The 25539-nt window shown below is 52.8% G+C and carries 23 protein-coding genes and 3 pseudogenes; 10 read left to right on the plus strand and 16 right to left on the minus strand.

What is annotated here, in order from left to right:
• The first annotated feature begins 22 nt into the window (after positions 1–22).
• The gene (locus tag E2N92_RS10930; RefSeq protein WP_220681191.1) at positions 23–757 is read left to right on the plus strand and encodes a metallophosphoesterase family protein; all 735 of its coding nucleotides are present in this window, start codon (positions 23–25) and stop codon (positions 755–757) included.
• On the opposite strand, the gene E2N92_RS10935 is transcribed toward E2N92_RS10930, so the two are convergent.
• The 3 genes from E2N92_RS10935 to larB are packed head-to-tail and all read right to left on the minus strand — an operon-like array spanning position 729 to position 3360.
• Positions 729–2033 carry a coiled-coil domain-containing protein gene (locus E2N92_RS10935; protein WP_220681192.1) on the minus strand — a complete coding sequence of 435 codons (1305 nt, stop codon included), beginning with the start codon at positions 2031–2033 and terminating at the stop codon, positions 729–731. The two genes, E2N92_RS10930 and E2N92_RS10935, sit on opposite strands and share 29 nt — an antisense overlap.
• A gap of 41 nt (positions 2034–2074) precedes the next feature.
• Positions 2075–2587, minus strand: coding sequence for a nicotinamide-nucleotide adenylyltransferase (locus E2N92_RS10940; RefSeq protein ID WP_220681193.1), 513 nt, complete (start codon positions 2585–2587; stop codon positions 2075–2077).
• On the minus strand, positions 2584–3360 hold the full coding sequence (gene larB / locus E2N92_RS10945) for a nickel pincer cofactor biosynthesis protein LarB (RefSeq protein ID WP_220681194.1): 777 nt from the start codon (positions 3358–3360) through the stop codon (positions 2584–2586). Before larB ends, E2N92_RS10940 begins: the two co-directional genes overlap by 4 nt.
• A gap of 89 nt (positions 3361–3449) precedes the next feature.
• Between larB and E2N92_RS10950 the strand changes: the two genes are divergently transcribed.
• From E2N92_RS10950 to E2N92_RS10980, 7 genes are all read left to right on the plus strand, one after another.
• Positions 3450–3758, plus strand: a complete 309-nt coding sequence (locus E2N92_RS10950; protein ID WP_220681195.1) for an ABC transporter permease — start codon at positions 3450–3452, stop codon at positions 3756–3758.
• 41 nt (positions 3759–3799) lie between these two features.
• Positions 3800–5032 (plus strand): histidine--tRNA ligase, encoded by a 1233-nt coding sequence (gene hisS, locus E2N92_RS10955; RefSeq protein ID WP_220681196.1) that lies wholly within the window; start codon positions 3800–3802, stop codon positions 5030–5032.
• Positions 5019–6821: a DNA topoisomerase VI subunit B gene (locus tag E2N92_RS10960; RefSeq protein WP_220681197.1), complete on the plus strand. Its 1803-nt coding sequence runs from the start codon at positions 5019–5021 to the stop codon at positions 6819–6821. Before hisS ends, E2N92_RS10960 begins: the two co-directional genes overlap by 14 nt.
• 357 nt (positions 6822–7178) lie before the next feature.
• Complete coding sequence (locus E2N92_RS10965) at positions 7179–7862, plus strand: FkbM family methyltransferase (protein ID WP_220681198.1); 684 nt, start codon at positions 7179–7181, stop codon at positions 7860–7862.
• Between the two features lie 71 nt (positions 7863–7933).
• Entirely contained in the window at positions 7934–9013 is a 1080-nt protein-coding gene (locus E2N92_RS10970) for a DNA topoisomerase IV subunit A (RefSeq protein ID WP_425515754.1), read from the plus strand.
• Positions 9014–9017: 4 nt separating this feature from the next.
• Positions 9018–10436: a polysaccharide deacetylase family protein gene (locus E2N92_RS10975; RefSeq protein WP_220681200.1), complete on the plus strand. Its 1419-nt coding sequence runs from the start codon at positions 9018–9020 to the stop codon at positions 10434–10436.
• Complete coding sequence (locus tag E2N92_RS10980) at positions 10433–11791, plus strand: DapH/DapD/GlmU-related protein (protein ID WP_220681201.1); 1359 nt, start codon at positions 10433–10435, stop codon at positions 11789–11791. The genes E2N92_RS10975 and E2N92_RS10980 overlap by 4 nt, the downstream gene beginning before the upstream one ends.
• Positions 11792–12069: 278 nt before the next feature.
• Here E2N92_RS10980 and E2N92_RS10985 read toward each other — a convergent pair whose 3' ends face one another.
• The 9 genes from E2N92_RS10985 to E2N92_RS13825 form a co-directional block, all read right to left on the minus strand.
• Positions 12070–12813, minus strand: coding sequence for a 3-oxoacyl-ACP reductase family protein (locus E2N92_RS10985; RefSeq protein WP_220681202.1), 744 nt, complete (start codon positions 12811–12813; stop codon positions 12070–12072).
• Positions 12814–12825: 12 nt separating this feature from the next.
• Entirely contained in the window at positions 12826–14118 is a 1293-nt protein-coding gene (locus tag E2N92_RS10990) for an acyl-CoA reductase (protein WP_220681203.1), read from the minus strand.
• Positions 14119–14122: 4 nt separating this feature from the next.
• Positions 14123–15229 (minus strand): LuxE/PaaK family acyltransferase, encoded by a 1107-nt coding sequence (locus tag E2N92_RS10995; RefSeq protein ID WP_220681204.1) that lies wholly within the window; start codon positions 15227–15229, stop codon positions 14123–14125.
• Positions 15226–16710: a class I adenylate-forming enzyme family protein gene (locus tag E2N92_RS11000; RefSeq protein ID WP_220681205.1), complete on the minus strand. Its 1485-nt coding sequence runs from the start codon at positions 16708–16710 to the stop codon at positions 15226–15228. The genes E2N92_RS10995 and E2N92_RS11000 overlap by 4 nt, the downstream gene beginning before the upstream one ends.
• A gap of 4 nt (positions 16711–16714) precedes the next feature.
• Entirely contained in the window at positions 16715–16960 is a 246-nt protein-coding gene (locus E2N92_RS11005; protein ID WP_220681206.1) for an acyl carrier protein, read from the minus strand.
• Between the two features lies 1 nt (position 16961).
• A complete protein-coding gene (acpS, locus tag E2N92_RS11010) occupies positions 16962–17327 on the minus strand; it encodes a holo-ACP synthase (protein ID WP_220681207.1) in 366 nt (121 codons plus the stop codon).
• Between the two features lie 354 nt (positions 17328–17681).
• Entirely contained in the window at positions 17682–18575 is an 894-nt protein-coding gene (locus E2N92_RS11015; RefSeq protein WP_220681208.1) for a glycosyltransferase family 2 protein, read from the minus strand.
• Between the two features lie 249 nt (positions 18576–18824).
• Positions 18825–19031 (minus strand): hypothetical protein, encoded by a 207-nt coding sequence (locus E2N92_RS13820; RefSeq protein ID WP_220683040.1) that lies wholly within the window; start codon positions 19029–19031, stop codon positions 18825–18827.
• Positions 18968–19321 (minus strand): transposase, encoded by a 354-nt coding sequence (locus E2N92_RS13825; protein ID WP_220681209.1) that lies wholly within the window; start codon positions 19319–19321, stop codon positions 18968–18970. The genes E2N92_RS13820 and E2N92_RS13825 overlap by 64 nt, the downstream gene beginning before the upstream one ends.
• A gap of 147 nt (positions 19322–19468) precedes the next feature.
• On the opposite strand from E2N92_RS13825, the pseudogene E2N92_RS11030 reads away from it, so the two are divergent.
• Positions 19469–20452: pseudogene (locus tag E2N92_RS11030) on the plus strand (IS1/IS1595 family N-terminal zinc-binding domain-containing protein).
• A gap of 13 nt (positions 20453–20465) precedes the next feature.
• Here the strand turns inward: E2N92_RS11030 and E2N92_RS13625 are convergent.
• Positions 20466–20564, minus strand: a pseudogene (locus E2N92_RS13625) (IS5/IS1182 family transposase); the annotation flags it as partial.
• 206 nt (positions 20565–20770) lie between these two features.
• Positions 20771–21268: pseudogene (locus E2N92_RS11035) on the minus strand (transposase); the annotation flags it as partial.
• Between the two features lie 480 nt (positions 21269–21748).
• Here E2N92_RS11035 and E2N92_RS11040 point away from each other — a divergent pair.
• A complete protein-coding gene (locus tag E2N92_RS11040) occupies positions 21749–22906 on the plus strand; it encodes a glycosyltransferase family 4 protein (protein ID WP_220681211.1) in 1158 nt (385 codons plus the stop codon).
• 355 nt (positions 22907–23261) lie between these two features.
• On the opposite strand, the gene E2N92_RS11045 is transcribed toward E2N92_RS11040, so the two are convergent.
• Together E2N92_RS11045 and E2N92_RS11050 are read right to left on the minus strand one after the other, a co-directional pair.
• Complete coding sequence (locus tag E2N92_RS11045) at positions 23262–24284, minus strand: glycosyltransferase family 2 protein (protein ID WP_220681212.1); 1023 nt, start codon at positions 24282–24284, stop codon at positions 23262–23264.
• A 1-nt stretch (position 24285) separates the two neighbouring features.
• A complete protein-coding gene (locus E2N92_RS11050) occupies positions 24286–25539 on the minus strand; it encodes a polysaccharide pyruvyl transferase family protein (protein WP_220681213.1) in 1254 nt (417 codons plus the stop codon).

Consider the following 25539-nt stretch of genomic DNA (forward strand, 5'->3'; position numbering starts at 1 on the left):
GAGGTTGTGGTGAGATCATGGTGTGGCGACGCTCATCTTCTCCGACGTCCATGCCGACGCCCCGACCCTCCTGAGCGTGCTCGCTCTCCTGAAGAACCCGGCATTCCATGCATATTTCGGGGAGATCGACCGGGCGGTCAACCTCGGCGATCTCCTGGGCCGGGGGTACACCCCGGCGGAGACCCTCGAGGCCGTGGAACAGTTCGGGCAGGAAGTGCCGCTCGTCTCGCTCATCGGCAACCACGACCACGCCTTTCTCCACGGGATCCCGGTGAGCGGGAGCGACGCCGCGAGTATGGCCGCCCACCGCGCCCTTGAGGGTTCACCCCTCCTGGAGGTGATCCGCGACCTCCCTGAGGAGGCGGTGCTCGAAGCCATGCTCTTTGTGCACGGAGGCCCCCTCCGTCTCGGCGACGCCCTCACTGACAGATCTTTCTGGCAGCGCCTCGCTGCGCGGCCCGGCCCTTCCTTTGCCGGGTATCACTACACTCCGGAGATGGCCTTTGCCGAACTCGAACGCCGTGGGCTCTCCCATCTCTGTTGTGGACACCAGCACACGCCGCTCTGTTATCAGAAAAGAGGGGGAGCGATCGTACCCCGGCCGCTGACATTCGAGCCTGTCCCCGGCCTCCCACTCAGGGGCACCGCGGTCGACCTGGACGCCCCGTCCATCCTCAGGGTGGGGGCCTGCCGTGGGGTGCACCCGGAGTTTGCGGTCACCGATTTTGTCAGGTTCTGGTTTCTGCAGCGATGGTGAACCCCTCTCCCTCCAGGGTCACCGGGACCCCTGCAATTGGTGCAAGGGCGTCTCTGAGTCGGCGAGCCCGTTCGGGGATGCGTTCCGTCTCTGCGGCCACCTGCTCTGTTGCCTCTGCTTGGGCCGCCCGGTCGGCCTCCGTCCCGGCCTTCAGATCTTCGATCTCCTGTTCAAGGTCCGCCGCCTCGCGGAGGGCCGTGTACGAACGCGCCCGTGCCAGGGCCTCTTCCTCCTCGCGTCGCATCGCGGCGAGGTGGGCGAAGGCGTCGGTGAAGGCGCCCTCGATCTTTCCTCCCTCAGAGAAGAGGGTCCGGTCCTCCTTGCTCTTCAGGGGCAGGTCGCCGCGTTCGATCTGGCCCCTGACAGTCCTGATAACCGGGGCGAGGGCGGCCTCGACCTCACCGGCCCCCGCGCTCACCGGCTGATCGAGGACGCGGATGCATGCCTGCAACATCTTTGCCTCCTCCTTTCCGCCGGCCCTGGCCGCGACCCGTTCGGCCTTCCTGATGATCCGGGCGGCCTGGGCCCCCAGGTTCTGCACCGCGCGTTCGGCCTCCTCTCTCCGGTCAAGACACGTTTTCGCCTCTTCCTCGGACCGGGCGGCCTCCCGGTAGGCATCCCCATTTTTGAGGTTTTGAAGAGCCGCGGTCTTCTCCTGCAGATCCTGTTCGGCCGCCGTGATCTCGGTCTTCAGGTCTACCGCACGTTCGCCGGCCCTGACGATATCGATCTGTGCCGCCTGGAAGGTGCGGAGGGCATCGCGGGCGGCGTCGATCTGCTTCTGGGCCGCCTGCGCCTCCTTGACCACGGCCGTGAGGTCGTTGACGGCGTTGCCGATGGCGCTGGTGACCTGCCTGAACTCCTTCATCTCCTCAGGGAAGGCCCCGGCGAGGTACCGCCCCTGCCCGCGCTGCACCTTGAGGATCCCGGTGATCAGGTCGGCCGCGGCGGCGTAGAACCCGTCCGGGTCCTCAGGGAGGGGCCGGGCGATCTGCTGTTCCATCGCCGCGAGAAAAGAGGGGAGTGAACGGTCGGTGACGGTCTTCAGCCGCGACGGGATGTCCTCCCGCCCCTCCGCATCGCCCAGCACCGCGAGGACGCCCCTGAGGTCCTGGAGCGAGGCGACGACCGTTTCCCGGGTCTCCCCGGTCTGGGCCTTCAGTCGCTCCTCCAGTTCCCCCTCGCGCGCCTCCAGCCACCCGTCGACGTCTTCGACGGCAAGAGTAAGAGTTTCTTCCTCGTTCTTCCCGAAAAGACCCTTGAGAAACCTGAACATCACCGATCTATCGGTGGCGGGGTATATAGGGTTTGAGGGGCTCAGACCACATCGGACGAGGCGATCTGCTTCATCCGATCGACCCCCTGGATCTGGTCGATCACCCCGGCGACCGCCCCGGGCACCAGTTCCCGCCAGTCCTCGCCGGTGACCATCCGGCGGCGGATCTCGGTTCCCGAGAGGGTCTTTCTCATCACCATCGGCATCGTCCGCACCTTCATTCCCATCTCCGAGAAAAGGCGGATGACCAGCGGGTTGTTGGAGTAGACCACGTCGAAGTACGGGGTCATCGAGTAGACATGCGAGACCCAGAGGGCGTTTCTGCGCAGGTCCTCGATCGGGATGGCATAGAAGGGGATCCCGATCTCCTCCATGGCCGCCGAGATCATCATCACCCGCTCGCCCGCGGTGAACGGGTTCTCGAGCTCGTGGGAGAACTGGGCGCTCCCGACCCCGATCACGAGTTCGTCCACCTCATGGGAGATCTGCTCGATCACCGTGTGGTGGCCGAGGTGGTAGGGCTGGAACCGCCCGATGTAAAACCCGCGGGTCATGCACGCCTCGCCAGGGCCGCGATCTGTGCGGCATGCGCCCCGGCCACAAACCCGGCATCGATATTCACGACCGTCAGCACCGAGCAGGACTGGAGCATGCTGGCAAGCGCCGCCTCGCCCCCGCCCATGTAGCCGTATCCGGTCGAGACCGGCACCCCGATCACCGGTTTGTCCACGAGCCCCGCGACGACCGCGGGGAGCGTCCCCTCCCGTCCGGCGGCCACCACATAGACGTGCGCCCCGGCCAGGTCCTGGAGGGCCGGGAAGAGACGGTGGACGCCCGCCGCCCCGACGTCGTAGGCCGTCTTCACCGTGCAGCCCATCTCCTCGGCGATGACCCGCGCTTCCTCGGCGACCCTGATGTCGGCCGTCCCTGCGGTGAGCACGGCGACGACCCCCTCGTGCTTCTCGGGTGCACCACCCTTTGAGAGGACAATGATCTTCGCCCGCTCCTCGTGGCGGGACAAGAGCCCTGCCTTCCCTGCGGCCGCTTCCACCGCCGCAGCCTGTGCCGGACTCACCCGCGTCGCCAGACAGCGCCCGGCCACTTCGGTGTGGCGGAGCATGATCGCGACGAGGTCGTCGGTCTCCTTCCCCTCGGCAAGGACGACCTCCGGGATCCCGCACCGCATCTCGCGGCCCAGATCGATCCGTGCGAGCTCGCCGATCTTCGCGATCCTGAGCCCTGATATTCTCTCTATCGTATCGTCGAGGGAGAGTTTCCCGGCGGCATAGGCGTCGAGCACCTCCCTCAGGTCTCGGTCAGACGACATATTCCCCTCGTACATTAGATGGGATCCCGCCCTATATCATGCTCCCTCTGTCGACAGACATAAACCGGTGCGCAGACCACCTCTCGGCAATGACCTATCTCCTCTATGTGGCCGGCTTCGGGATGGCCGCCACCTTCTTCCTCTGGCTTCGGGACGCCCGGATCTTCTGGCGCACCGCCCTCCCCGGGTACCGGGAGGCGGCGTACCGGGGCGTCCTGTACTCGGCCCTCTCGCTCTTCGGATTTCTGATGGCCTATACCTCCGAAGACCTCGAGTTCCTCGCCCTCGGTGCGGTCCTGCTCGCCCTCTATCTGCAGGGCCGACAGAAGCGGGAAAAGGTCTGGAAGGGCGGCGAGAGCGCCGTGGATCGGTTCCTCGGCAGCGCCGGACGCAGGTAAGATAAGGCCATGACCGAAATAGATAGAGAGGAGACGTAGTGATGCTTCAGAAACCACGTGGAACCAGGGACTTTCTGCCCGGCGAGATGGCGCGCCGGCGGGCCGCGGAAGCGAAGATGCGCGAGGCCGTCGCCAGATGGGGGTACGGCGAGGTCTGCACCCCGACCTTCGAGGAGGTGGAACTCTTCACCATACGCTCGGGCGAGAATATCAAGAAAGAGATGTACACCTTCGAGGACAAGGGCGGCCGGCAGATGACCCTCCGCCCCGAGGTGACCGCCTCGGTGGCGCGGATGTACGTCAACGAGGGACGCTCCATCCCCAAGCCCCTCAGGTGGTTCTATGTGGCCGACTGTTTCCGGTACGAGCGGCCGCAGAAGGGACGGTACCGCCAGTTCTGGCAGTTCGGCGTGGAACTGATCGGGGCTGACTCGGCCGCGGCCGACGCCGAGGTGGTGATGGTTGCCGACGACCTTCTCAGGTCGGTGGGCCTTGAGTACGACCTCAAGGTCGGGTTCCTTGCCCCGATGAAGCATCTCCTCGCAGGGATCGAGCCCGGCCTCCAGCGGCAGGTGATGGGGCTCCTGGACAAGCGCGACTTCGAGGGGCTTGCAAACTGTCTCCAGACCTGCGGCCAGGACGAACTCGAAGACGCCCTCACCGGCCTGGTCTCCTGCCGGACTCCCGATGAGGCCTTCGAGATCTGCGGTGATATCCCGGAGAAGGAGCGGATCCAGGAGATCTTCTCCATCCTCGACGGCTCGGAGACCGAGTACACCCTCAACTTCGGGATCGTCAGGGGCCTGGACTATTACACCGGGATGGTCTTCGAGGGCTTTGCCCCCAACCTCGGCGCCGAGAGCCAGGTCGTCGGCGGCGGCAACTACCGTCTGGCCAAACTTTTTGGCGGGGACGACGCCGCCAGCTGCGGGTTTGCCATCGGGTTCGACCGGGTGATGGTCGCCCTCGGCGAGACCCCGATGCCTCGCCCGCCCCTGGTCGCCGTCCTCTCCCAGCCAGGGCTCCAGGCCGCGGCCTTCAGGACCGCCCGCGCCCTGCGGGCGGCTGGGGTCACCGCCGAACTGAACCTGCTCGACCGCGGGATCGGGGCGCAACTCTCCCATGCGGCGAAGACTGCCGACTTCGCCTGTATCATCGGCCAGCGCGAGGCCGAGGCCGGGACCGTCACCCTCAAGGACCTGCACACCGGCGAGCAGCGGGAGATGGGTCTCTCTGAGGTTGTTGCCGGGGTGAAGGGCGTTGGGGATCGCTGAAGACCTGGCCAAACAGCAGCGCAGCATCTCGGTTGCCGAGTTCTTCGAGAAGAACAAGCATCTGCTTGGCTTCGACTCCCCGACCCGCGGGATCATCACCACCATCAAGGAGGCGGTGGACAATGCCCTGGACGCCTGCGAGGAGGCCGAGGTCCTCCCCGACATCTATGTGAGCATCAGGAAGGGCGGGCAGGGTGCGTACCGCGTGGCGGTCGAGGACAACGGGCCGGGGATCGTCCCGGAGAATGTCCCGAACGTCTTTGGCAAACTCCTGTACGGCTCGCGCTTCCACCAGATCCGGCAGAGCCGCGGTCAGCAGGGGATCGGGATCTCGGCCGCGGTGCTGTATGCGCAGCTCACCACCGGGACGCCGGCGGTCGTGACCTCACGGACCTCGGCGAAGGTCCCGGCGCACCGCTTTTCCCTGATGATCAGGACCGAGACGAACGAGCCCCAGGTGCTCGCCCACGAGGAGGTCGTCTGGGACCGGACCCATGGGACCAGGATCGAACTCGAGTTCACCTCCAGCCTCGCGGCCAGAAAACGCCTCCTCGAATATCTCAAATATACCTCGGTCGTCAACCCGCACGCGCGGATCCGGGTGGAGATCGACGGCGAGGCCGAGACTTTCGAGCGGGTCTCGGCCGAAGCGATCCGGCCGCCGCAGTCGATCAAGCCCCACCCGCACGGCACCGAACTCGGTACCCTCAAGCGGATGGCGGCGGCCGATCCCGACCGGCCGCTGGTCGAGTTCCTGGTCGACTCCTTCTCAAAAGTCGGGCAGAAGACGGCGGTCGCCATCGCGGAGGCGGCCGGACTCGCGCCCGAGACCCGGATGGGCACCCTCGGCGCCGCGGAGCTGAAGGCCCTCCATACCGCGATGCAGGAGGTCCATGTCCCGCCGCCGCCGACGAGCGTCTGTCTCTCCCCCATCGGCGAGGAACTCATCGCACGCGGGCTTGAAAAGGAGTTCCAGCTCGACTTTGTCAAGGCCCGCACCAGACCGGCCGCGGTCTTCTCAGGCCACCCCTTCGTGGTCGAGGCGGCGATCGGATACGGGGGCCGCCTTGAGGCCGAGGGTTCGGCGCAGTTGATGCGGTTTGCAAACCGCGTCCCGCTCATCTACCAGCAGGGGGCGTGCGCGATCACCGGGGCGGTGGCCGGGGTGAACTGGAAGAACTACAACCTCTCCCAGTCCGGCCTCCCGACCGGTCCGGTGCTCATCCTCGTGCACGTGGCCTCCACCAACGTCCCCTTCACCTCGGAGAGCAAGGACGCCGTCGCCTCGATCCCCGAGATCGAGCGGGAGGTCACCCTGGTCCTCCAGGAGCTGGGACGTGAACTGAAGGCCTGGATTGCCCGCCGCGAGAGGAACAAGCAGCGCCAGGACCGGGCGCGGGCGGTCTGTGCGGTGATGCCCGCGATCGCCGAGAAAGTCGCGGAGATCGTGGACAAACCGGTCCCCGACATCTCGGCCCTGGAAGGGCGGATCATGCGCAAGGTCGTCGCACGGAAACGGGCCCATGACGGCCGGGTCGTCATCGAGGTGAGAAACCACACCGACCAGGTGGTCGACCTCACAATCTACGACCTCTCCCCCGACGCCGGCGAGGACGCCGTCCCGGCGCCGTCGTTTGCGAGCGGGACCGACGGGGAGTACACCCGCGTCTGGAACTGCAGCCTGCCGGCCGGCGAGCGGTGGCAGGCGGCGTACGCGGGGACGGGCGGCGGGTTCGTCGACCTCAAGGGCGTGGACGACAGGAAAAAAGTGGTCCTTCCGTTTGTGTAGGGGCCGTCTTTCTTTTTTTGACGGCGTCGGTTCAGAGATGAGTCGAGCGTGCGCCCCGGGATTCTGATCGACGTGCCTTCCCACATCCCCGGCGCAAGGGTTGGGGAAGGCGTGATGATCCGACGTGCCGCCCTCATCGCAGACTCTTCACCGCCGCCTCGCGCCGGGGGGCCGACTCGAAGACCTTCGGTCTTCTCGAACTCGCTGTCACTCGTTCCCCCCGAACCCCCCACGGAAAGAGGATGGGCGGGGGCGGCAGATTGCTCGATTTTGGTTCGCTCCCCTGTTGGGAGGAGAGTGATCAAGGTTTTCCCCAGACCCATATTTTTATACCTTCCACGCTCCCCCCACAAGACAATGGACATCCCCTTCCTGATCAAGGACCTGATCCGGACCAGAGACCTCCAGACCTGGGTGAACCGGCGGTTCAAGGACGAGCACCGCGTCCCGGTGGACCACCGCGTATTCAGGACGGTCTCGACCCATGACGGCATGGTGTACATGCTCTCCCCAGAGGTCCGGACGGTCGGCGATGCGGCGGCGCGGTACCGTCTCGCTGAGATCAAGAAAGACGATATCGTCATCGACATCGGGGCCAATGTGGGGGGCTTCTGCATCCCGGCCGCCCGGCGCTCGGCGCATGTCTATGCCGTCGAACCGATGACCGCCGATGAATTGCGCCGGAACATCGCTCTCAACGGTGCCGAAGTCACGGTGATCGAGGCGGCCCTCGGCGACAGGAGCGAAAAGGAGATCGCCTGGGGGGATGAGGTCCGAAGGGTGCCGACGATGACGCTTGATCAGCTCAAGGAGGTCTGCGGCGGGTGCGACGTCCTGAAGTGCCACTGTGAAGGGGCGGAGTGGTCCATCAGGCCCGAAGAACTGGACGGGATCCGCCGGATCGAACTGGCCTATCATCCACAGAAGCAGAGCGGCGTGGACCCTGAGGTGCTGCTTGGATCCATCAGGTCGCACTATGTCGTTGAGTGGGAGGTGGTCGACGGTCATGCCCTCCTCCATGCTCGATTGATGGAGAAATGAATGGATTAATCCGTACCGGGGCGCAAACACTGAGGGTAGAAGAGGCCGGTGACGTGGCGATGAGAGGTCAGGTGGAGACAGAACAGAAGGCTGCAGAACGGCTCTATGCGATCGCGGAGCGGTGGTACGGGCAACTCAGCGAGGGGCAGATCCCCTCCATCGCCCTCCCGACCAGGACCAAGCAGAATATCGAGTACGACGAGGGGAGCGGGGTCTGGAAGTACGGCGACCGCGAGAGTGTGCGGTCGGCCCAGACGGCGAAAGGGGCGGTCCACCTCCTGAAGATGGCATATGTGGTCGGTTTCCTGAAGCAGCAGCTCGCAGAGAACCGTTCCTCCACGTTGAGGGAGATGTACTACATCTCGGAGGGCTGGAAGCAGGCGAAGTTCGCGGCGCAGGATGAGTCCAACAGACTCGTCGAGGATCTGGAGATCCTCACCGACATCCAGCGCGAGGTCTACCACCTCCGCCCCGAGGAGGACGGCGCCTCGCTCTTCGGGCCGATCCGGGTGCGCGAGCAGACCCGACGGGGGATGCGCGAGATCCACTGCCAGGACGACGTCGGCGAGACCGGATACCAGATCCCCAACAACGTCGACGCCCTGGAGTTCGTGGACCATGACGCCAACTTCGTCATCGCCCTGGAGACCGGCGGTATGTATGCGAGGCTCATCGAGAACGGGTTTGACGAAGAGTACGGCGCCGCCCTCGTCCACCTGAAGGGCCAGCCCGCCCGTTCCACCCGCCGGCTCCTCAAACGCATCCACGAGGAGTTCAAGCTCCCGGTGATCGTCTTCACCGACGGCGACCCCTGGTCGTACCGGATCTATGCCTCGGTGGCGTACGGCTCGATCAAGGCGGCGCATATGTCAGAACTGCTCGCCACCCCGCAGGCGCAGTTCGTTGGGGTGCAGCCCTCTGATATCCGGGACTATGACCTGCCTGCCGATCATCTCTCCGACCAGGACGTGGCGGCGCTGAAGGCGGAGCTGACCGATCCCAGGTTTGCGAGTGACTACTGGCGGGAGCAGATCGGGCTGCAGCTGGAGATGGGGTTGAAGGCGGAGCAGCAGGCGTTTGCAAGTCAGGGGTTGGATTTTGTGACGCGGGAGTATTTGCCGGCGCGGTTGAGTGAGATGGGGGTGCTGTAGGGCCTTGGCCGAGCAGCGGGCGCTGATCGGGGTGAAGTATGACGACCCATACGCGGTTGAGGAGACCTTCCAGCTTTTCAAGATCCCGTGGGAATGGTACGATCCGTCGCACGCCTATGACGTGGTCATCGCCCGCAGAGGGGAGGTCGAAACAGCCGGTGCCTTCCTTGTCGACCTCTTGGAGAAGGACTATTTTGCCGAGATCGCACGGATTTTGAACGAAGGTCTCCCCCACTGCCACGAACCGGTGGTCGAGATCCTCATCGACGAACTGCGCCAGGTACTAAAGGAGCACACCCTCCTCGTGGAGATCCCACCGGTGCCCTGGGGCTACTCGTACATCGTCGCACTTACGCATGACGTGGACATCACCTCGGTGCGGGAGCGGCGCTGGGTCTCGGTCGGGTATGCAGTGTATCAGTGCCTGCGGAAGGGCATGGTGAAGGACGCCACGTGTATCCTCGGTGCGAAGTGCGGGATCGGGGAGGATCCCTGGCGTTGCTTTGAGGAGTGGATGCGGCTTGAGGAGGACTTTGGGGTGCGCTCGACCTGGTTCTTCCTGCCTGAGAAGGGAATGGCCGGGGAGGGTGCACCCGCGATCCGGGCTGGGTACTATGACCTCGATCCTGCGTTGATCAAGACGTTGACCGACGGCGGCTGGGAGGTCGGGGTGCATGGACTCGACAACTGGTGGGACGCTGGTGCGGCGCAGGATGAGTTGCGGCGCGTGTCAGACCTCACCGGTGCGGAGGTGGGGACGCGTGTTCACTGGTTGCTCTTTGATGCGGGCTCCTGGAAGAAACTCGATGAGGCAGGGTATGCCTATGACTCGACCTTTGGGTACAACGACGATGTGGGTTTCAGGGCCGGGACGATGCAGCCCTATCGGCCGCGGGGGTGCGAGCGTTTGCTGGAGGTGCCCTTGATCATCCAGGATGGCGGTCTGTTTGGGGGGAAGACCTGGAACTCCTCTGACGATGGAGGACGGGGTGCATGCCTCCGCCTCTCTGAAGAGGAGGCGATGGAGCGGTGCGATGAGGTGCTGGCGTATGCGAAGCAGTATGGTGGGGTCGTCACTCTTCTGTGGCACCAGGTGAGCATGGCGGCGCCGAAGAAGTGGGGGGAGTTTTATCGGGTGCTGGTGGAGAGGGCAATCGCTGATGAGGTGTGGGTGGCGTCGGTTGAGGATGTTACGCGATGGTTTGAGAGAAGACGAAAGATTACACTTTATTTTGACATTCGTGAAAATGGGTTTGTGATCCAGTTGAATGGAGCGGAAGAGGGCAGCGATATGGCGAACCTCAAGATATTTGTCCCTCTACATGGTTCATCCATCCAGAATATCGGTACTGAATATCAACTAGGAAATACCATAGTGAAAATAACCGGCGAAAATGATAAGATGTCGGTGTATCTCCAATGAAATCATCAGGCATATTCCCATCTATCGTTAAGACGATTAAAAAAAATGACAGATTAAATCAAAATCCACTTATACGGACGCTTGCAAGGAATTATTACCGACTCCACAATATTGCTGCGATTTTTTCCTATAAGCGTCTTCCCGCGAGTGTTACGGGAACAGACTGTGTTATCGATCCAGGGGCATATATTGCAGAACGTGGAGTGATAATTGGAAATAACTGCAGAATTGAAGATGCTACGGTTATACTGGAAAATTCTGTTATTGGAGATAACGTTACTATCGAAGCCGGTTCTGTGATAGGGTCGGAAGGTTTTCAATTCCGCCGTTTTCATGATGAGATTACACCTATTGTTCATGCTGGAGGGGTTCGTATTCTCAATGGGGTACATATCGGACCCCGAAGTTGTATAGATAAGGCGACTTTTGGAGGTTTTACCGAGATCGGCGATTATTCATCTGTAGGTGCTGAAACCCATGTTGCACATGATGTTGTCATCGGGGAGAATTGTCAGATCAATCCATCATTGATCTCAGGTCATACACATGTTGGAGACGGTGTTTTTGTTGGCTCCGGTGCTGCTATCTCAAATGCGCTTACAATAGGCAGCCATGCATGGATCGCTCCGGGGGCAGTCGTGACTAAAGATGTGCCGGACGGTTACCGGATAGAACCTGGAAAAACTCACAATAGATTTATAAAAATCTTCTGTGTTCTTGGTGAGCATCCAGAAAGAAATGAAACCCTTCGATATGCTAATATGAAAACAGAGGTATCAGAGAGTTCGATCATTCATCCTACGGCATATGTTGCTGATACCAGTGTCCGAATAGGGGATAAGTGTGTGATCGGACCCAATGTCTCTATTCTCGAGGGATCCGTCCTTGGTAGAGGTGTAAAAATCGGCCCTGGATCTGTTGTAGGAGGAGGCTGTTGTCGACTCTGTCCTCAGGGTGATGAGAATATATCGTCCTGTCCATCAGGAGGGGTTGTGATCCATAATTATGTGGATATACAGGCCAATACCCATATTGATAGATCAACAACAGGAAAATTTACAGAAATAGGGGAATATTCAAAGATCGACAACCTTGTTCATATTGGGGCGGATGTTGTCATAGGGAAGAGATCCTTGATTGTTGCATCTTCTATGATCGGAGGCGGGACGAAGATTGGTGATGATGTGTGGGTCGGCCCCGGTACGGTCATATCAAATAATGTAACAGTCGGTGATCAGGCATACATTACGCTGGGTTCTGTCATTACAAAAAAAGTTAAAGAGGGGAAGGTAATGATCGGCGATTGTGCCATTGATCGCAGAAAATTCTTTTCATTTATAATGGCTGAACATTGATTTCTTCTTTACATTATCTGACAGATTTTGGGGTAATATTTTAGATCTTGAGTTCATCCGAAAACTCTCCTGCCCCACCCTCAGCAGAAGGTAGAAATAGAGGGCGTTGGAGAGACCCTTATCATTTTGGAACGTGAATCACTATACGTCGTCTTCTCTATTCCCGCGCCGGGGTGCTCTCAAAGATCAACGATCTTCTTAAGTTCGCTATCACTCACAGCTCCCGATACATGCCTGAAGTGTGCGTTCGCTTCATCAGTTATTTTACACAGCCTGATTTACATCACCTGACAACCATCCACACCAATAACCTGCCCACTCACATAATCCGCAAGGGGGGACGCCAGGAACAGGACGACCTTTGCAACATCTTCCGGGGTGCCGATACGCGCGAGTGCCACATTGTCGATCAACTCTGCCCTGACTTCTTCCTTCAAGTCTTTCGTCATGTCGGTGGCTATCAGGCCAGGAGCGATCGCATTCACGGTGATGTTATAGCGACCGAGTTCTTTTGCAGTCGATGTGGTAAACCCGACGATAAACGACTTGCTGGCTGAATACGCACTCTGACCATTGTTTCCATGGGTTCCGACAATGGATGAAACATTTACGATCTTCCCGGAGTTCTGTTTCATCATCATCTTTGCGGCACTTTGCGAGCATAAGAACGTGCCTTTGCAGTTGATGTCGTACATACTGTTGAGTTCATCAACCCTGGTCATCATCAGAAGATTGTTGCGCATTATCCCTGCATTGTTCACAAGAATGTCGAGACGACCAAATTGTGATTTTATCTCCTTGAACATTCTCTTTACTTCGTCTTCCTTTGATACATCGGCCCTGATCTTAACGGCGGCATTATATCCTTTCTCTGCGATGAGGGCAAGCAGTTCATCGGCAGCGTCCTCGCTGTTATTGTAGTTTACAATGACCTGTGCATGATTTTCTGCGGCGAGAAGCGCCGTTGCTCTGCCGATACCCCTGCCTGCTCCGGTAATGAGCATAACCTTACCCTGTAACATACGTTCTCCACCTCATGATTCACTCTTGAGAATGACCCATCGAACAAGACGGCTCAAAGGAAGAATGCCGTCCCATGGTTGATCATAGTCATGTGTCGCCCCTGGAACGACGATGCGGTCGACACCCCGGTACGTCGCCTCTCGGGCGAAGGAACATCGTTTTTCTTCGTCGCCAATGCACACCGTGACTGCCTGGATCTTTCTGGTGATTAAATCGAAAACATTGTTCACCGACTCAATCTCTTTGATGAAGATACATTTTCCATGAATGGGATCTTCCAGTCTGGTGGTCGTGTCCATCAGGATCGTCCAGCCCAGGTCATCAGGTACGATGATGTTCTGATGATCCGAGAGCAAGAATCTGGATCTCATATTGATGGTATTGGCCAGGATCGCCGAATCGGTATCCTGGTGCCGAAGGAGAGGAGGGAGTTGCTCAAAGTAACCTTTCATCTTCGATCCGATCTCCTCCAGCGAGTATCTGCTCTTCTCGAAGAAGAGCACCTGCGGCGACGAACAGGCCATCTGATTGAAGACTGCAATATCTTTGACGGAGTTTTCCAGCGCCTTCTCAAAACGTTCGCTCTCGATGTATGCCCTGTCAAAAACGCTGAACGAATACTTCGGGCCAAAGACGATCGTTTCGCAGTGATCCTTTTGAGGGAGAGCAAGAATCGAACGTATCGCCTCCGATCCCCCGTAGATCACCTTACAGTCTGCGATGAGGGAGAACATTCTGCTGATCTCAGGGTTTCTCCCCTCAAATGATACCAGAGAGATGGCCCTGACAATATCTCTCCCATGGTAGGTGACCCCATTGGAGGAAGTGGAGATAGTACTCAATTCTTTCAGGAGTGCAAGAATAAATGCACTGTTTTCTTCAGGAACCTTAGCAATACTCCCGTTTTTTGAGAGGATCGCCTGGGCAAGCGAAAAAAATGCAAGGGTCGGGACATTGGTGGCGACCCACTGGCAGACTACCCCGCGTGGCTGGGCCGACAGGGCAACATGGTTGTCGACTGGAACGAAAGTATCGAGGTACCTGCAGTCTCCATAATTTGTTTTACCGATCTGCTCAAGGTTTTTGCGGCGTAACCAGAGGGAGATATAACTGACTCCCTGCAGGGTATTGATCTCCGGGTTCTGGATGATCTTCCTCCCAAGTTTTACGAGGAGATCGATGACGGCATCAAACGGCATCTCCTGGAGGGCTCGCCTGTTCTGGTTGATGACATCGACAATGGGGGTAAAATCATCGAACTCCTCTTTGCTAAATTCTCCGTTTAACAGATGACAGGTGATCATAACTTTACTCCCTGAAGGTATCTCCGCAGCCCCGGACCTCGACCTTCTCGATTCTCGACTGGAACCTGAAGTAGACTCCTTTGCGACCGCACGGGCAGTCATCGATGCCGATGGTATACCCCAGGTCTTCGGTCAGGATGGCCTGACTGTAATAACTGTCCGAGAGAACGCTCAACACTTCGATCATACCCACTTCATTATGGGAACAGGGCTTGAGGGTATAGGGATCCCTGATGATCACCTGGGCGAAGTTCGGGACATGTTTATTCCCGCATTCACAGTCGACGAAGATGATACCGGTCTGCTCGGCCATACCGTAAAAATCAAGAATGTTTTCTCTCTCGGTGCCAAATACCCCGGCAATTTCGTCGGAGAAATATTCCTTCGATACCTGTTCGGCCTTCAATTTTTTCCAGCCGCCGCTGTGGAAGACCTTGACGTCCTTGAAGGTGAACCGGATGTTTTTCTCCTGTATTTGTTTATAAAATGTCGACCAGACGATGTACGTAAAACCGAATACATAGACTTCTTCGTCCTGGTACTGCGAGAGCACTTCTTCGATTATCGGCAGGTTGAGCACCAGTTCACCATTTTCCTCTCGCATCAGGTAGAAGATCTTCTTCGCATAGATGCTCAGGCCACGAACCCCTGCCGTTCGTGCAGAGAACTCAAGCGTCGGGTCGTTGATGCCTTCATGGTCGATGACGAGAAATATTCTCCGTCTCCCGCCCAGGTGATCTTTCAAAATACTCTTCAGCGCTTTGATCTGGTTAATGATGGTATTCTTGCTGAGTGGAACTCTGCTGGTAACACCGGTCGTTGTCCCGCTCGACCGCAGTACCTTTTCAATCCTGTCTTCCGAGCATGTCTTCAAGTCGAAGTATTTGAACATCTGAACCGGAATGGCCGGGACATCTTCCAGACGCCGGATATCATCTGGAGAGAGATCCAATTTTGAGAAGAGGTTGGCGAGATGATGATTATTTTTTATCGCCCCGGTCAGTTGAGTCCTCACAATCGGTAGCAGGAGCTGGTTCTTCTCATCATTCGGAATAGAGTACGGAGGGTTCAGGAGCAGATCGTTGAGATCATATGCTGGACCCGCCGTCATTCTTGTAACCCCCTTTCTTCCATAATCCTCGCTTTCAGCCGATTTCTGTCGACTTTATTCGAGGAATTCAGGGGGTACTCATCGACAAACTCGACGCTCATCGGGACTTTGTACGAGGGAAGAGAGGTGTTGCAGAGGGAGAGGATTTTCGTCGATACCTCTTCTGTCTCAGCACACCCGGCCTGCACCACTGCAGTGACCGCCTCTCCCATCATGTCATCAGGTATCCCGACGACGACACATCCTGAAACCTCTTCGAGTGAGAGAATAAGATCTTCAATTTCGTTTGGTGAAATCCGGTATCCACCTGACTTAATAATATTTTTCGAGCGGCCGACAACATAGATGTACCCCTCGTCGTCAATGGTCGCGAGATCCCCGGTAAAATACCTGCCGTCCCGTATCGCTACGGCCGTTCCCTCGGGATCATTATAATAGCCCTTCATAATGTTCTCTCCAATGGCGGTGATCTCACCGATCTCACCGGGGTGAACCGGGTTGCCATGGGAGTCCACCACTTCAAGCGTAACGCCGGGGATGCCCTTGCCGATCGATCCCATCTTCTCTCTGACAAGATGGGGTGGGAGGTACGAGAGTCGCGCCGTCGCTTCCGTAGCGCCGTACATCACAAAAAATGCTTTTTCCGGGAATGCATCGATAAGCATCCGGATATACTTGTTCGGCAGATGACCCCCTGCCTGCGTGAAGTACCGGAGGCTTGGGAGTTCTTCTCTGAGGAAGTGCGTCCGATGAATGAGGATCTGGAAGGTGCTGGGCACGCCTGAAAATCCCGTGCACTGGTACCGGTTGATGTCTAGAATGACAGATCCAAGAAAGATCTTGTTATTCAGTACGAGACTTCCACCGACGCGGATATGGGTGTGGAGCAATGATGCACCATAGCAGTAGAAGAAAGGAAGGGCAATACAGATCCGATCTGATCCGGTCAGGTGAAGATATCCAAGTATTGAGTCTGTATTGGCGATAAGGTTCTTATGAGTGAGCATCACGCCTTTTTTTGTCCCCGTGCTCCCGGAGGTGAAGATGATGACCGCAACATCCTCCGGGTGGTCTGAGGAGGTAAATTCAGACTGTTCCTGTGAGAGGACTCCGAGATCATCTTCGATATAAATGTCCGCAGCGGTATCATCAAAAAGATCAAGGAACTGTTTTTGAACAAAATATGCCGTCAAGGAGCAGTTCTTCAATACCTGTGCTAAATCTCTCTCCCCAATACTTGTTTCTATAAGTACGGCGGTGTTTCCGCTCTTGATGATTGAAAGGTAGCTGACGATAAAGAAATAATTGTTCTCTGACACCAGGAGCATCCGTTTTCCAGACCCATAGCGTTCAAACAGAGCCGAGGCGACACGATTCACATCATTGTACAATGATGCATAGGTGATTACTCCATCTGATCCTACAAGAAAGGGGTTGTCGGAGAACCCAGAATTCTCAAATAAGTAATCAACAAAGTTCATGATGTTACCTTTCACGGATATATCTCGTGACAATTTCCTTTACTAGGGCGAAATTTTCCATCGCAATGATATCGTCCACCTCAAACTCAATGTCAAATTCATCTTCAAAGTTCGAAATGAGTTGGAGGTGTTTTAATGAGTCCCAGGGCCGGAAAGAATTGTACGACGTTGAATCATCAACTTCAGATTCGTCTACACCAAGTACTTCACAAAAGATCCTTTTTATTACTGCATTCTGGTCGTCTGACATCTTAATCGTCTCCAAGAATTACTACAAACGCAAGCGCTTTATCTTCACAATGAGCAAGACTTATCTCTAATTTCAGGTCTTTATACATTTCTTTTTTTAGTTTTACAAAAGGAACTCCATCATGTCTATTTAAAATTTCAATATCTGTATACCATACATCGGAGATACCTCGAGAATAGAGTGCTTTTATCGTTGCCTCTTTCCCGGCGAATCGTGCGGCAAGATGAGGCTCAACTGCATCTTTTGCAAAACAATAGTCTAACTCATTTTGTGTGAATATTTTCTTAAGTACTGGATGATTGGTATCTTGAGCAAATTCATGAAATCTATGGATGCTGACTATGTCTGTTCCGATCGTCATGCTCATGACAGTTACTCCAGAATTTCTCTAATTGGTTTTATCACGGTAATTTAATCTTTTGGCACCCAAATATTTACCTTTATTTCTACCTCTGTAGAGTCAGGCTTGAGTCGAGAACATGCTTCAAGCATAGTGTATGATAATTGTTCAGAGTAGATCTTTGGGGTACAAAGGATCCTTGCTCTCGCTTCCCGGAACAGGACAACAGATGGGGGACACAGATCATCCCCACTCCTCAAAGCACATCATGCATTTAAGAAAAAACACCAGGTAAACATGTCAATCACCTTCATGGAGGCAATACACTGTCCTCCCTCCTATCCTATGTCAACTCCAACGCCCGTAGGATCAGATTTTATTTTAGTTTTTATTTTTTATTATTAAATAATCTTTAAGTTGTTGTTTCCAGTATTGTGTGATCTCTTCATCCTGGATTTGGGGTTCTCTTTTTATCATCGATGATAAATAGCCAATTAAATAGGGGATACCCTGAAAATATGGTTTATTCATAGAAAAATACACTCCTCCCCCCAATACTAAAAGAAATGGTCTGCTTAGATAATGCGCTGTTCGACCTTTACTTAAATATCCTTTCCAAACTCCCTCTGCTCCGCTAGTTGCTCTTAATTGGAGGGCCCGGATCTGATCAAACTGTGCAATTTTCCAACCCCTGTTCACTGCCTTGATGTTGGATAGGGTATCACATGCTGGCTCAAGAGGACAACCCCCGGTTTCATAATAACATTTTTTTCGCCATAACCTCCCAGAACCCCGCGGTGTATTCCTATTTGGACTATTTACTTCTAATGATCCCCAGTATTCTTCACGTATTTGATCGCATTCTTCTGTCCAATCTATGAGGCACCCACTTGCAATACCCAGAGCTGGTTCTTTTTCAAATTCAGAGATCAGGTTTTCATAATAATCTCTTTGCAGAAGCGTGTCTGCATCGAGGAGCCCTATATATTCGTACGTGATAGAATTCTGGGTACAATAGTCAATAGCAAAGTCGATCCCGGATTTGCAAACGTATGAATAATGAAAGGTAAGATCTCTTGGGTGCTCAGGTAAGCGGATACTTTTGATCCATGTGTATTCCTTTTCTAACTCCTTGATGATATTTGGACTCTGGTCAGTACTCCCATCGTCGACAATAAGCCAGAGGAGTGGTTTTTTTGTCTGAGCGATGACTGTAGATGCAGTTTTTTTAATAAATTTTTCTTCATTTTTTACGGGGGTAATCAAGATGAACATCAGATCACGCATAGTATTGTTGTCGATAGAATTATTTTACCATTGTGGGAAAAATATCCCGAATAGATTGTAACAGTTGGACATATCATATCTGGATCTCTATTTGTGAGAGGCAGTTTGTTTATCTGAATATTTTGAGGGAGGTCATCCCAATACTCTCTGCACGGCAAAAGTCTATATAAATCGTTGTTCCTTGCGTATGTGACTAAACAAAATCTCAGGAGCATAGTTTGTACAACGAACGGCTCTTTAGAATCCCTTTCTGACAACGCCGCTAGATCCGTTTTGTATCGCCTTGATGATGTTGTTGAGTATGATTTTGATCTTGATCTCTTTGATCTGTGAGTATAACTTTCTCGCCTTCAGACTCTCTCCAAATCTTCTTTTGAGAACTAAAAACGCTGTTTCGACCTTATTTCTCTGATGATATTTCTCTCGATCAAACCTGTCGAACATCTCCTGTCGATAGTGTCCGAATATATCTTTCCCTTCCATTTTCTGACCTGGATCAGAGAATCCGCTCCGATTTCTCCTCTGATCTTTTGATGAAGTGTTTCGGAATCATATCCCCGATCCATGCAGTAACATTTAGTTCTCCTCGTTCTGGTACATTGATTCAAGAGTTTTTCTGCATGTTTTATGTCATGTACTGGTAGCCCCCTCCAGATCTCATGCCTCTGCCAACCTCTGTAATTGGTTTTTCTGGTTAACGCCCGCTGTAAATGCCGCCCCCAGCAAAAGTACATTCAATGCAACGAACTTTGTGACTGAAATCTCCGAATATCTGTGTGATTTTTGGTAGTGCTCCATCCCTGTGCCGATAATACTTCTTCTAAATCTCTTCAAATTTCGTGTTAAATTACTTTTATTAGGCATTCTGTTCAGTGGGGTTTATGCCCCGTCCTCGCAGTCACATTCCGATCACCTGCCAGAACTCGGCGTGTCGCTTTTATCTGGTCGAGGAAGGTAAGGATATCGTCAAGAATGGAACAACCTCTTGTGGACACCAGCAGTATTTCTGCAAACACTGCCGAACATACTTCGTTGAGACAAAAAACACTCCATTTTATCGCTCTCATCTAGAATATTGTCAGATTGAGACGATCTGCCGACATGGTGCAGAGAAGATTTCAATCCGAGGGGTGAGTCGGATCACCGGCCATCATCAAGATACCATTTCTCGGTATTACAAGTTGTTCGGTGAGCATGCTGAGGTCTTGAATGAGTTCTTTCTCCAGGATCTTACCCCTGATCGGATTGAAGCAGATGAAATCTGGACTTTCATTCAAAAAAAACAAAAATTGCAGAGAACCGGATGACTCTAATTGTGGGGATTATTGGACCTATACCGCTATCGCACGTGATTCTGGACTGATGATCGCTCATTATGGAGGAAAACGAACAGATACAACCTGCGAGAACTTCCTCAACCTGGTTTTTGAGAGAATCAGATTACCATTCCCTTCAATGAAGATTACCATCACAACCGACGGAAATCCCCAATACATCGATGCATTGGCAGAGTTGTACTGTGAAACCTGCATTGAGTATGGTCAACTGCTCAAACACAGGGAGAAGAACAAAATCGTCGCGATCAACCCAAAAAAAATCTTTGGAGATCCCGAAATATCAAAAATTTCTACGTCAGTGGTAGAAGGCTATAACAATAAGATTAGACCGCGAATCAGCAAGTTTGGGAGGAAAACAGCATCATTTTCAAAGAAGATTGTTTCGTATATAGGAGCACTGAATCTTTTTCAGTTTATGAACAACTTCATTGATGCAAAAAAAAAGGCAGAACGCCAGCGATGAAAGAGGGTATTACGGATCATGTCTGGACATGGAGGGAGTTTTTAACATTCCATATTCAGTTGTAGAGGAGGGCACTACCGTTTTCCGGGAGTATTTACAGGAATAGAGAGGGATATGAGCATGTCTGATCACGCTGAGAGTGGTCTCAAGAAGGTTGATATAGCTGTTCGTTGACACTGATTACTGCTCCTTGCGGTTGGTTTTGTCACTTACACAAGGAGCAACGATTTTATTGATCTTTCCCTTCAGGAGTCATCACTAGACGGGAGGGTTTCTACAGAGCCTTTGGATGTACTTTTGCAGGGGGAGAATATTTCAACAATGAGATGAGACATTGGCGCATCGTAGAGACATAAAGAGAGGGGAGATTTTGGAGGGGGCTAATGTACTTGTTTTTGTGAGATTTTACAGAAGATAATGATCTGTTTTGCTATATCGACTGCAATCGAGGTCTTCAGGAAGTTTTTCCGCGTTTTTCCCGTCCTCCAGGAATAATAATGACTTGCGTACGAACTGGTGAACCCTTATGAGTCGATCGCGGTCATGGGGATTATGTCTCTCCTAGAATAAAAGATATCCAAAGTTTTCTTGAGGGTCTTGGTGAAGATTATTGAGGGTACTCTGTGGCTAAATTTATGGAGGGTCGTGTAGTGTGGAACCTGATCTAGCTGGAGAATCTCTTTGATTCTGTCCATCAGATCGACGAGTTGAACCGTATCCCGGTAGTCCTCTCCGATGATCTCACGGAAGATGGTAAGAGACATCAACTGAGGTTGAGTATAGGTTTTCCTGGAGAATTTACCGGAATAGAGAGGGATATGAGCAGTTCTGATGACGGTGAGCGTAGTCTCAAGAAGGTTGATATAGCCGTTCGTTGACACTGATTACTGCTCCTTGCGGTTGGTTTCGTCACTTACACAAGGCAACCATTTTATCGATCTTTCCCTTCAGGAGTGATCACCCTACGGGAGGGTTTCCTATGAAAAACTAAAATGAAGGGATAGAAAAGCTTCGCTCTGTAAATCTGCCACCCCGCCATTGGGTTGGGGAACGGGTCTGAATTTTACAATTCATTTCCTATAAGCGTTCTAAGACGCATGTCTGCCTTCAAGAGACACTTGGTTCATTTCTACAACGGGCTCGAAGCCCAAAAATGCTTCAACCTTTGCTCCTTGGGGCACCTATTTGGAACAAAACATAATACGTTTTTCATGGTGTCGGCTTGAAAGCCCCTTTCATGTGCGTTTCTACAGGGTCCAATATCAGGAAACACCTATAGGCTAATTTTATGTATTTCACCCTACGATTGATAATAATTATCAAATATCAAAAAAAGCGAAACTAAAAAGTAGGGTAATCAAATGAAAGTCGCATTAGTATGTTTACAACCATTAGATAACTTGGGGGGGATGCAAACACGAATAAAAGTATTATCATCTGCTTTAGTGTCGAAGGGCATAGAAGTTGTCATAGTTCAACCTAAAGATGCGTATATAAACTCAAAAAAATTTTATGATAATGCACTGCACTCATTTGACCACATAATTTTACCTAAGACTGCAAGTACAAATCCGCTTATGAGAATCAGACTATTTTCTTCGATAAATAGAGATAATATTATGTGCTCGATGGATAAAATGGGTGTTGATATAATCGACACATATTATCCCCAAATAGGAATAAAAAAAGAAAATCCAATCCCAATTGTCTATACAAGCGTAAGCGGTATTGATTATACGATAGAATTATTAAAACTAAGGCAATTCAGATATTCCTCATTATTTTTGTTGAATAACATTGTGGAACATTGTTATATAAATTCAGTAGACCACTTTATTATTGAAAATACAATCCAAAAGGATCGACTAATACATACCTATGGTATCCCAGAAAGCAAAGTTACAATTGCTCCGACAGGCATTAATGAAAATCATGTAGAAAAATCCCAAATGAGCAGAATAAAAGATAAAGAAAAGATAACATTAATGTATTCGGGGAGATTGTCATATTATAAAGGCATGAATGAACTATTAACAGCATACAGGAGCATCTCCAGATTATGTAAAAGATGCGAATTATGGATTTTTGGAGATGGACCCATGATGAATGAAATGATTACATATTGCAAAAAAAACAATTTGAACTCTGTACATTTTGGAGGGAGAATATCACAAGAGGAAAACATAAAACAAGTCTCTCAGTGTGACATCTTTATTCACCCAAGCTATATCGAATCGTTACCCTCTGCAATAATAGAAGCAATGGCACTTAAAAAACCAGTCATCTCAACATCAGTAGGAGCAATATCAAGAGACCTGATAGTAAATGATTACAATGGAATATTGATTCCACCAAAAAATGCTGATAAACTAGTTAGTGCGGTATTAGACCTCATAGATCAACCAGAGAAACAAGAAATTATCGGAAAAAATGCAGGGAAATCAGTACTCCATTACACACATAAAAATATGATAAATCAAACAATTGGTGTATACAAAAAAGTACTGAGTGAATTCTAATAATGGGCCCTGTAGAATCAATTATGAACCGAGAGCATGTCTCTGGCATGCCGGATAAAAGTTATTTTATAATGAGCATATCCCAAAACTCCCTGAGGCTTGAACATCCCCTCGAACCGAAACGCTTCCTTCCAGGAATTATGGATCCTATCACCCAATGAGGGGGGGCTGGCTGCCCCCCGACCATATCTTCATCCCGGGGTCCGGGGGCAGCGCCCCCGGCGTGAGCATGAGGGAAGGCGATGGATTCAAGTTCACAGGGGGTTGTGGTGATGAATAGAGGATGTTTTTTACAGAGCCAGAATTACAGAGGTTGACAGAGGCATGAGATCGCAAGGGGGCTATTGAGATTACCTCATTCAATTTTGTTGTGTGTTCTCCAATTCTTGAATATATTCAAGCAATTCTCTCGTGCTTTATACATGGTGTCTGTGAAGATCCGCCTTGTAGCACTTGACATTTCATAGACACTGGGCGGTACATATGCCCAAAAAAGGGCCCAATATTTCTCTCTAATTAATTTACTCGTAACACAATTATTTAAATGATCTCGTGCAAGTTCTGGCCTCTTTGCGCGGATATTGCCCCAGGCTCTCTTTATCTGTATCTGAGCGATGTACTCTCCTAGGTCTTCTTGCATCGCAGGAGGTACTTTTCCTGCATCTATCGCCTCCTTGGCAGTGCGAATGAAAACAGCCTCTCCGAGAGGTTCAACTCTATTGCATGCTCTGTTTGAAGCCTCGGTATGATAGATTCCTTTGCTGTCCCAGCTGAAAGCGATGGGATATTTCAGAGCTATTCGCCCCCAAAGATCAATGTCTTCCCCCATCCACTCCTCAGTGTTGAACCCGTCCATCTCTTTTAGGATACATCTTGGGATGGCAACTGTTGATGCTGATAGCGGTGGATCACCGAAGGTAGCGGCCTTAAAATAACTAGGGAGCAGACCTTCCCATGGTTCCCGAGGTACCTCACTTAATGATGCGACATGGGCTTTTGAATCCTTTTCTTTTATAAAATATGTTGTCCCATATGCCCCAGCTTCAGGATACTTGTCTTGTAACTTCAACAGCGTCCTGAGGTGGTTTGGCATCCACTCATCATCTGCATCCAAAAATGCGATCAGCTCCGCGCGGGTCGCCTCAATCCCCCTGTTCCTCGCCGACGAGACTCCTGCATTCTTCTGCTGGATCAAACTTATCCTTGGATCATCAAATCCCCTAACAATCTCCGCCCCGTTGTCAGTAGATCCATCGTCCACCACGATCACCTCAAAGTTTTGGAAGGTCTGAACGAAGACCGAGTTCAGGGCACGGGCGATATAGGAGCCTTTGTTGTAAAGGGGGATAACGACTGAGACTGCTGGTGTATCTGCCATATCAATGCTCTCCGAGAAGGCGTTTCAGTTCTATTCCTGCATTCAATGCAGACTTCTGGACGCTTGGGATCCGCTCAGCTAGATATTTCCTGATCGTGGCGCTCTCATCGAACATGGAGGTGATCCGATCGGCAACCGCTTCAGCATTCAGATCCCTTGGCTCCATACAATAGTTAGTATGCTCAAAGATGTCACGGTTGATCCCCTGAGCCTTGATGCTGTAAGCAAAACTCAAGGTCGGGATACAGGACGAGAGGGCGGCAATGGTCGAGTGTGTCCGGGCCCCGGCAAAGAAGGCCATCTGACTGATGATCCACTTTGTCTCAGCAGCGTTGTACCCCGGCGAAACCAGGGTTATATCTCCGTTTTGGTTCTTGATGAGGGAGAGGGCTTTTTGCATAAACGCATGGTCATTTGAGGTTGGGGTGGTCACATGGGGGATCAGGTAGACCTGTCTCCCGGTCTTTTTCGCCACACCTTCAATGATCGATGCCGCAATGCCGATCCACGCTTCGAGATCGCTACCTGTGACATACCCCGCCATCAGAGGACTGAGGTTCAGGCCAATCGCGTCCTCGTCGATGGGGAACACATCCTCGATCCCCTTTGGTTTGACCGGGTCCATGAGGAAAGCGGGGTCCGCCACAGGGTAGATGTTCTCGGTTACCCCAATGCCTTTGAGGTAGTCGATCGTGACAGATTCCCTGGCGAAGATCCCGGTGACTTTCTTGAGGTGGTGGCTCGTATACTGTTCATAGTCGGGCATCGCACTGAAAGGGCCAACCGAAGCACCCCAGAGGATAATGGGCTTTCCCTTTTGTATAGCGATGTCATCAAGATCAGTGAAGAGTGTTGGCACCCCATAATCGAGGGAGTAGTTGTCCCCGCCGACGGAGAGGACTGCAACCGCATCATCGAGGTAGGGGAGCATCTGCCTGTAGATCCTGTACTTTAAAGCTTTGGGGTGACAGAGGTAGTCGTAGGCATAGCCCAGATAGAACGGTTTCCAGAAGTTTTGAGCAAATTTTCTTTTATTCAAGCGAAATGAATGCAAATGAATGATCGCTTCATCTGTTTCTTTTAGACATTGTTGTTGGTATTGGTTCTCGTTCTGAAAATGGCTGAGGCAGAGGAAACGGGGATCCCTGAAGTACTCTCTGAGAATCTTTGTCGTCCCCCGCACGATCGCTTCACAACCCCGGTTCTCATACGGGCCATTCCCAGCCATAATAAATAGCGGTCTCTTTTCATCCAT

The sequence above is a fragment of the Methanofollis formosanus genome (assembly GCF_019633745.1).
GTDB lineage: Archaea > Halobacteriota > Methanomicrobia > Methanomicrobiales > Methanofollaceae > Methanofollis > Methanofollis formosanus.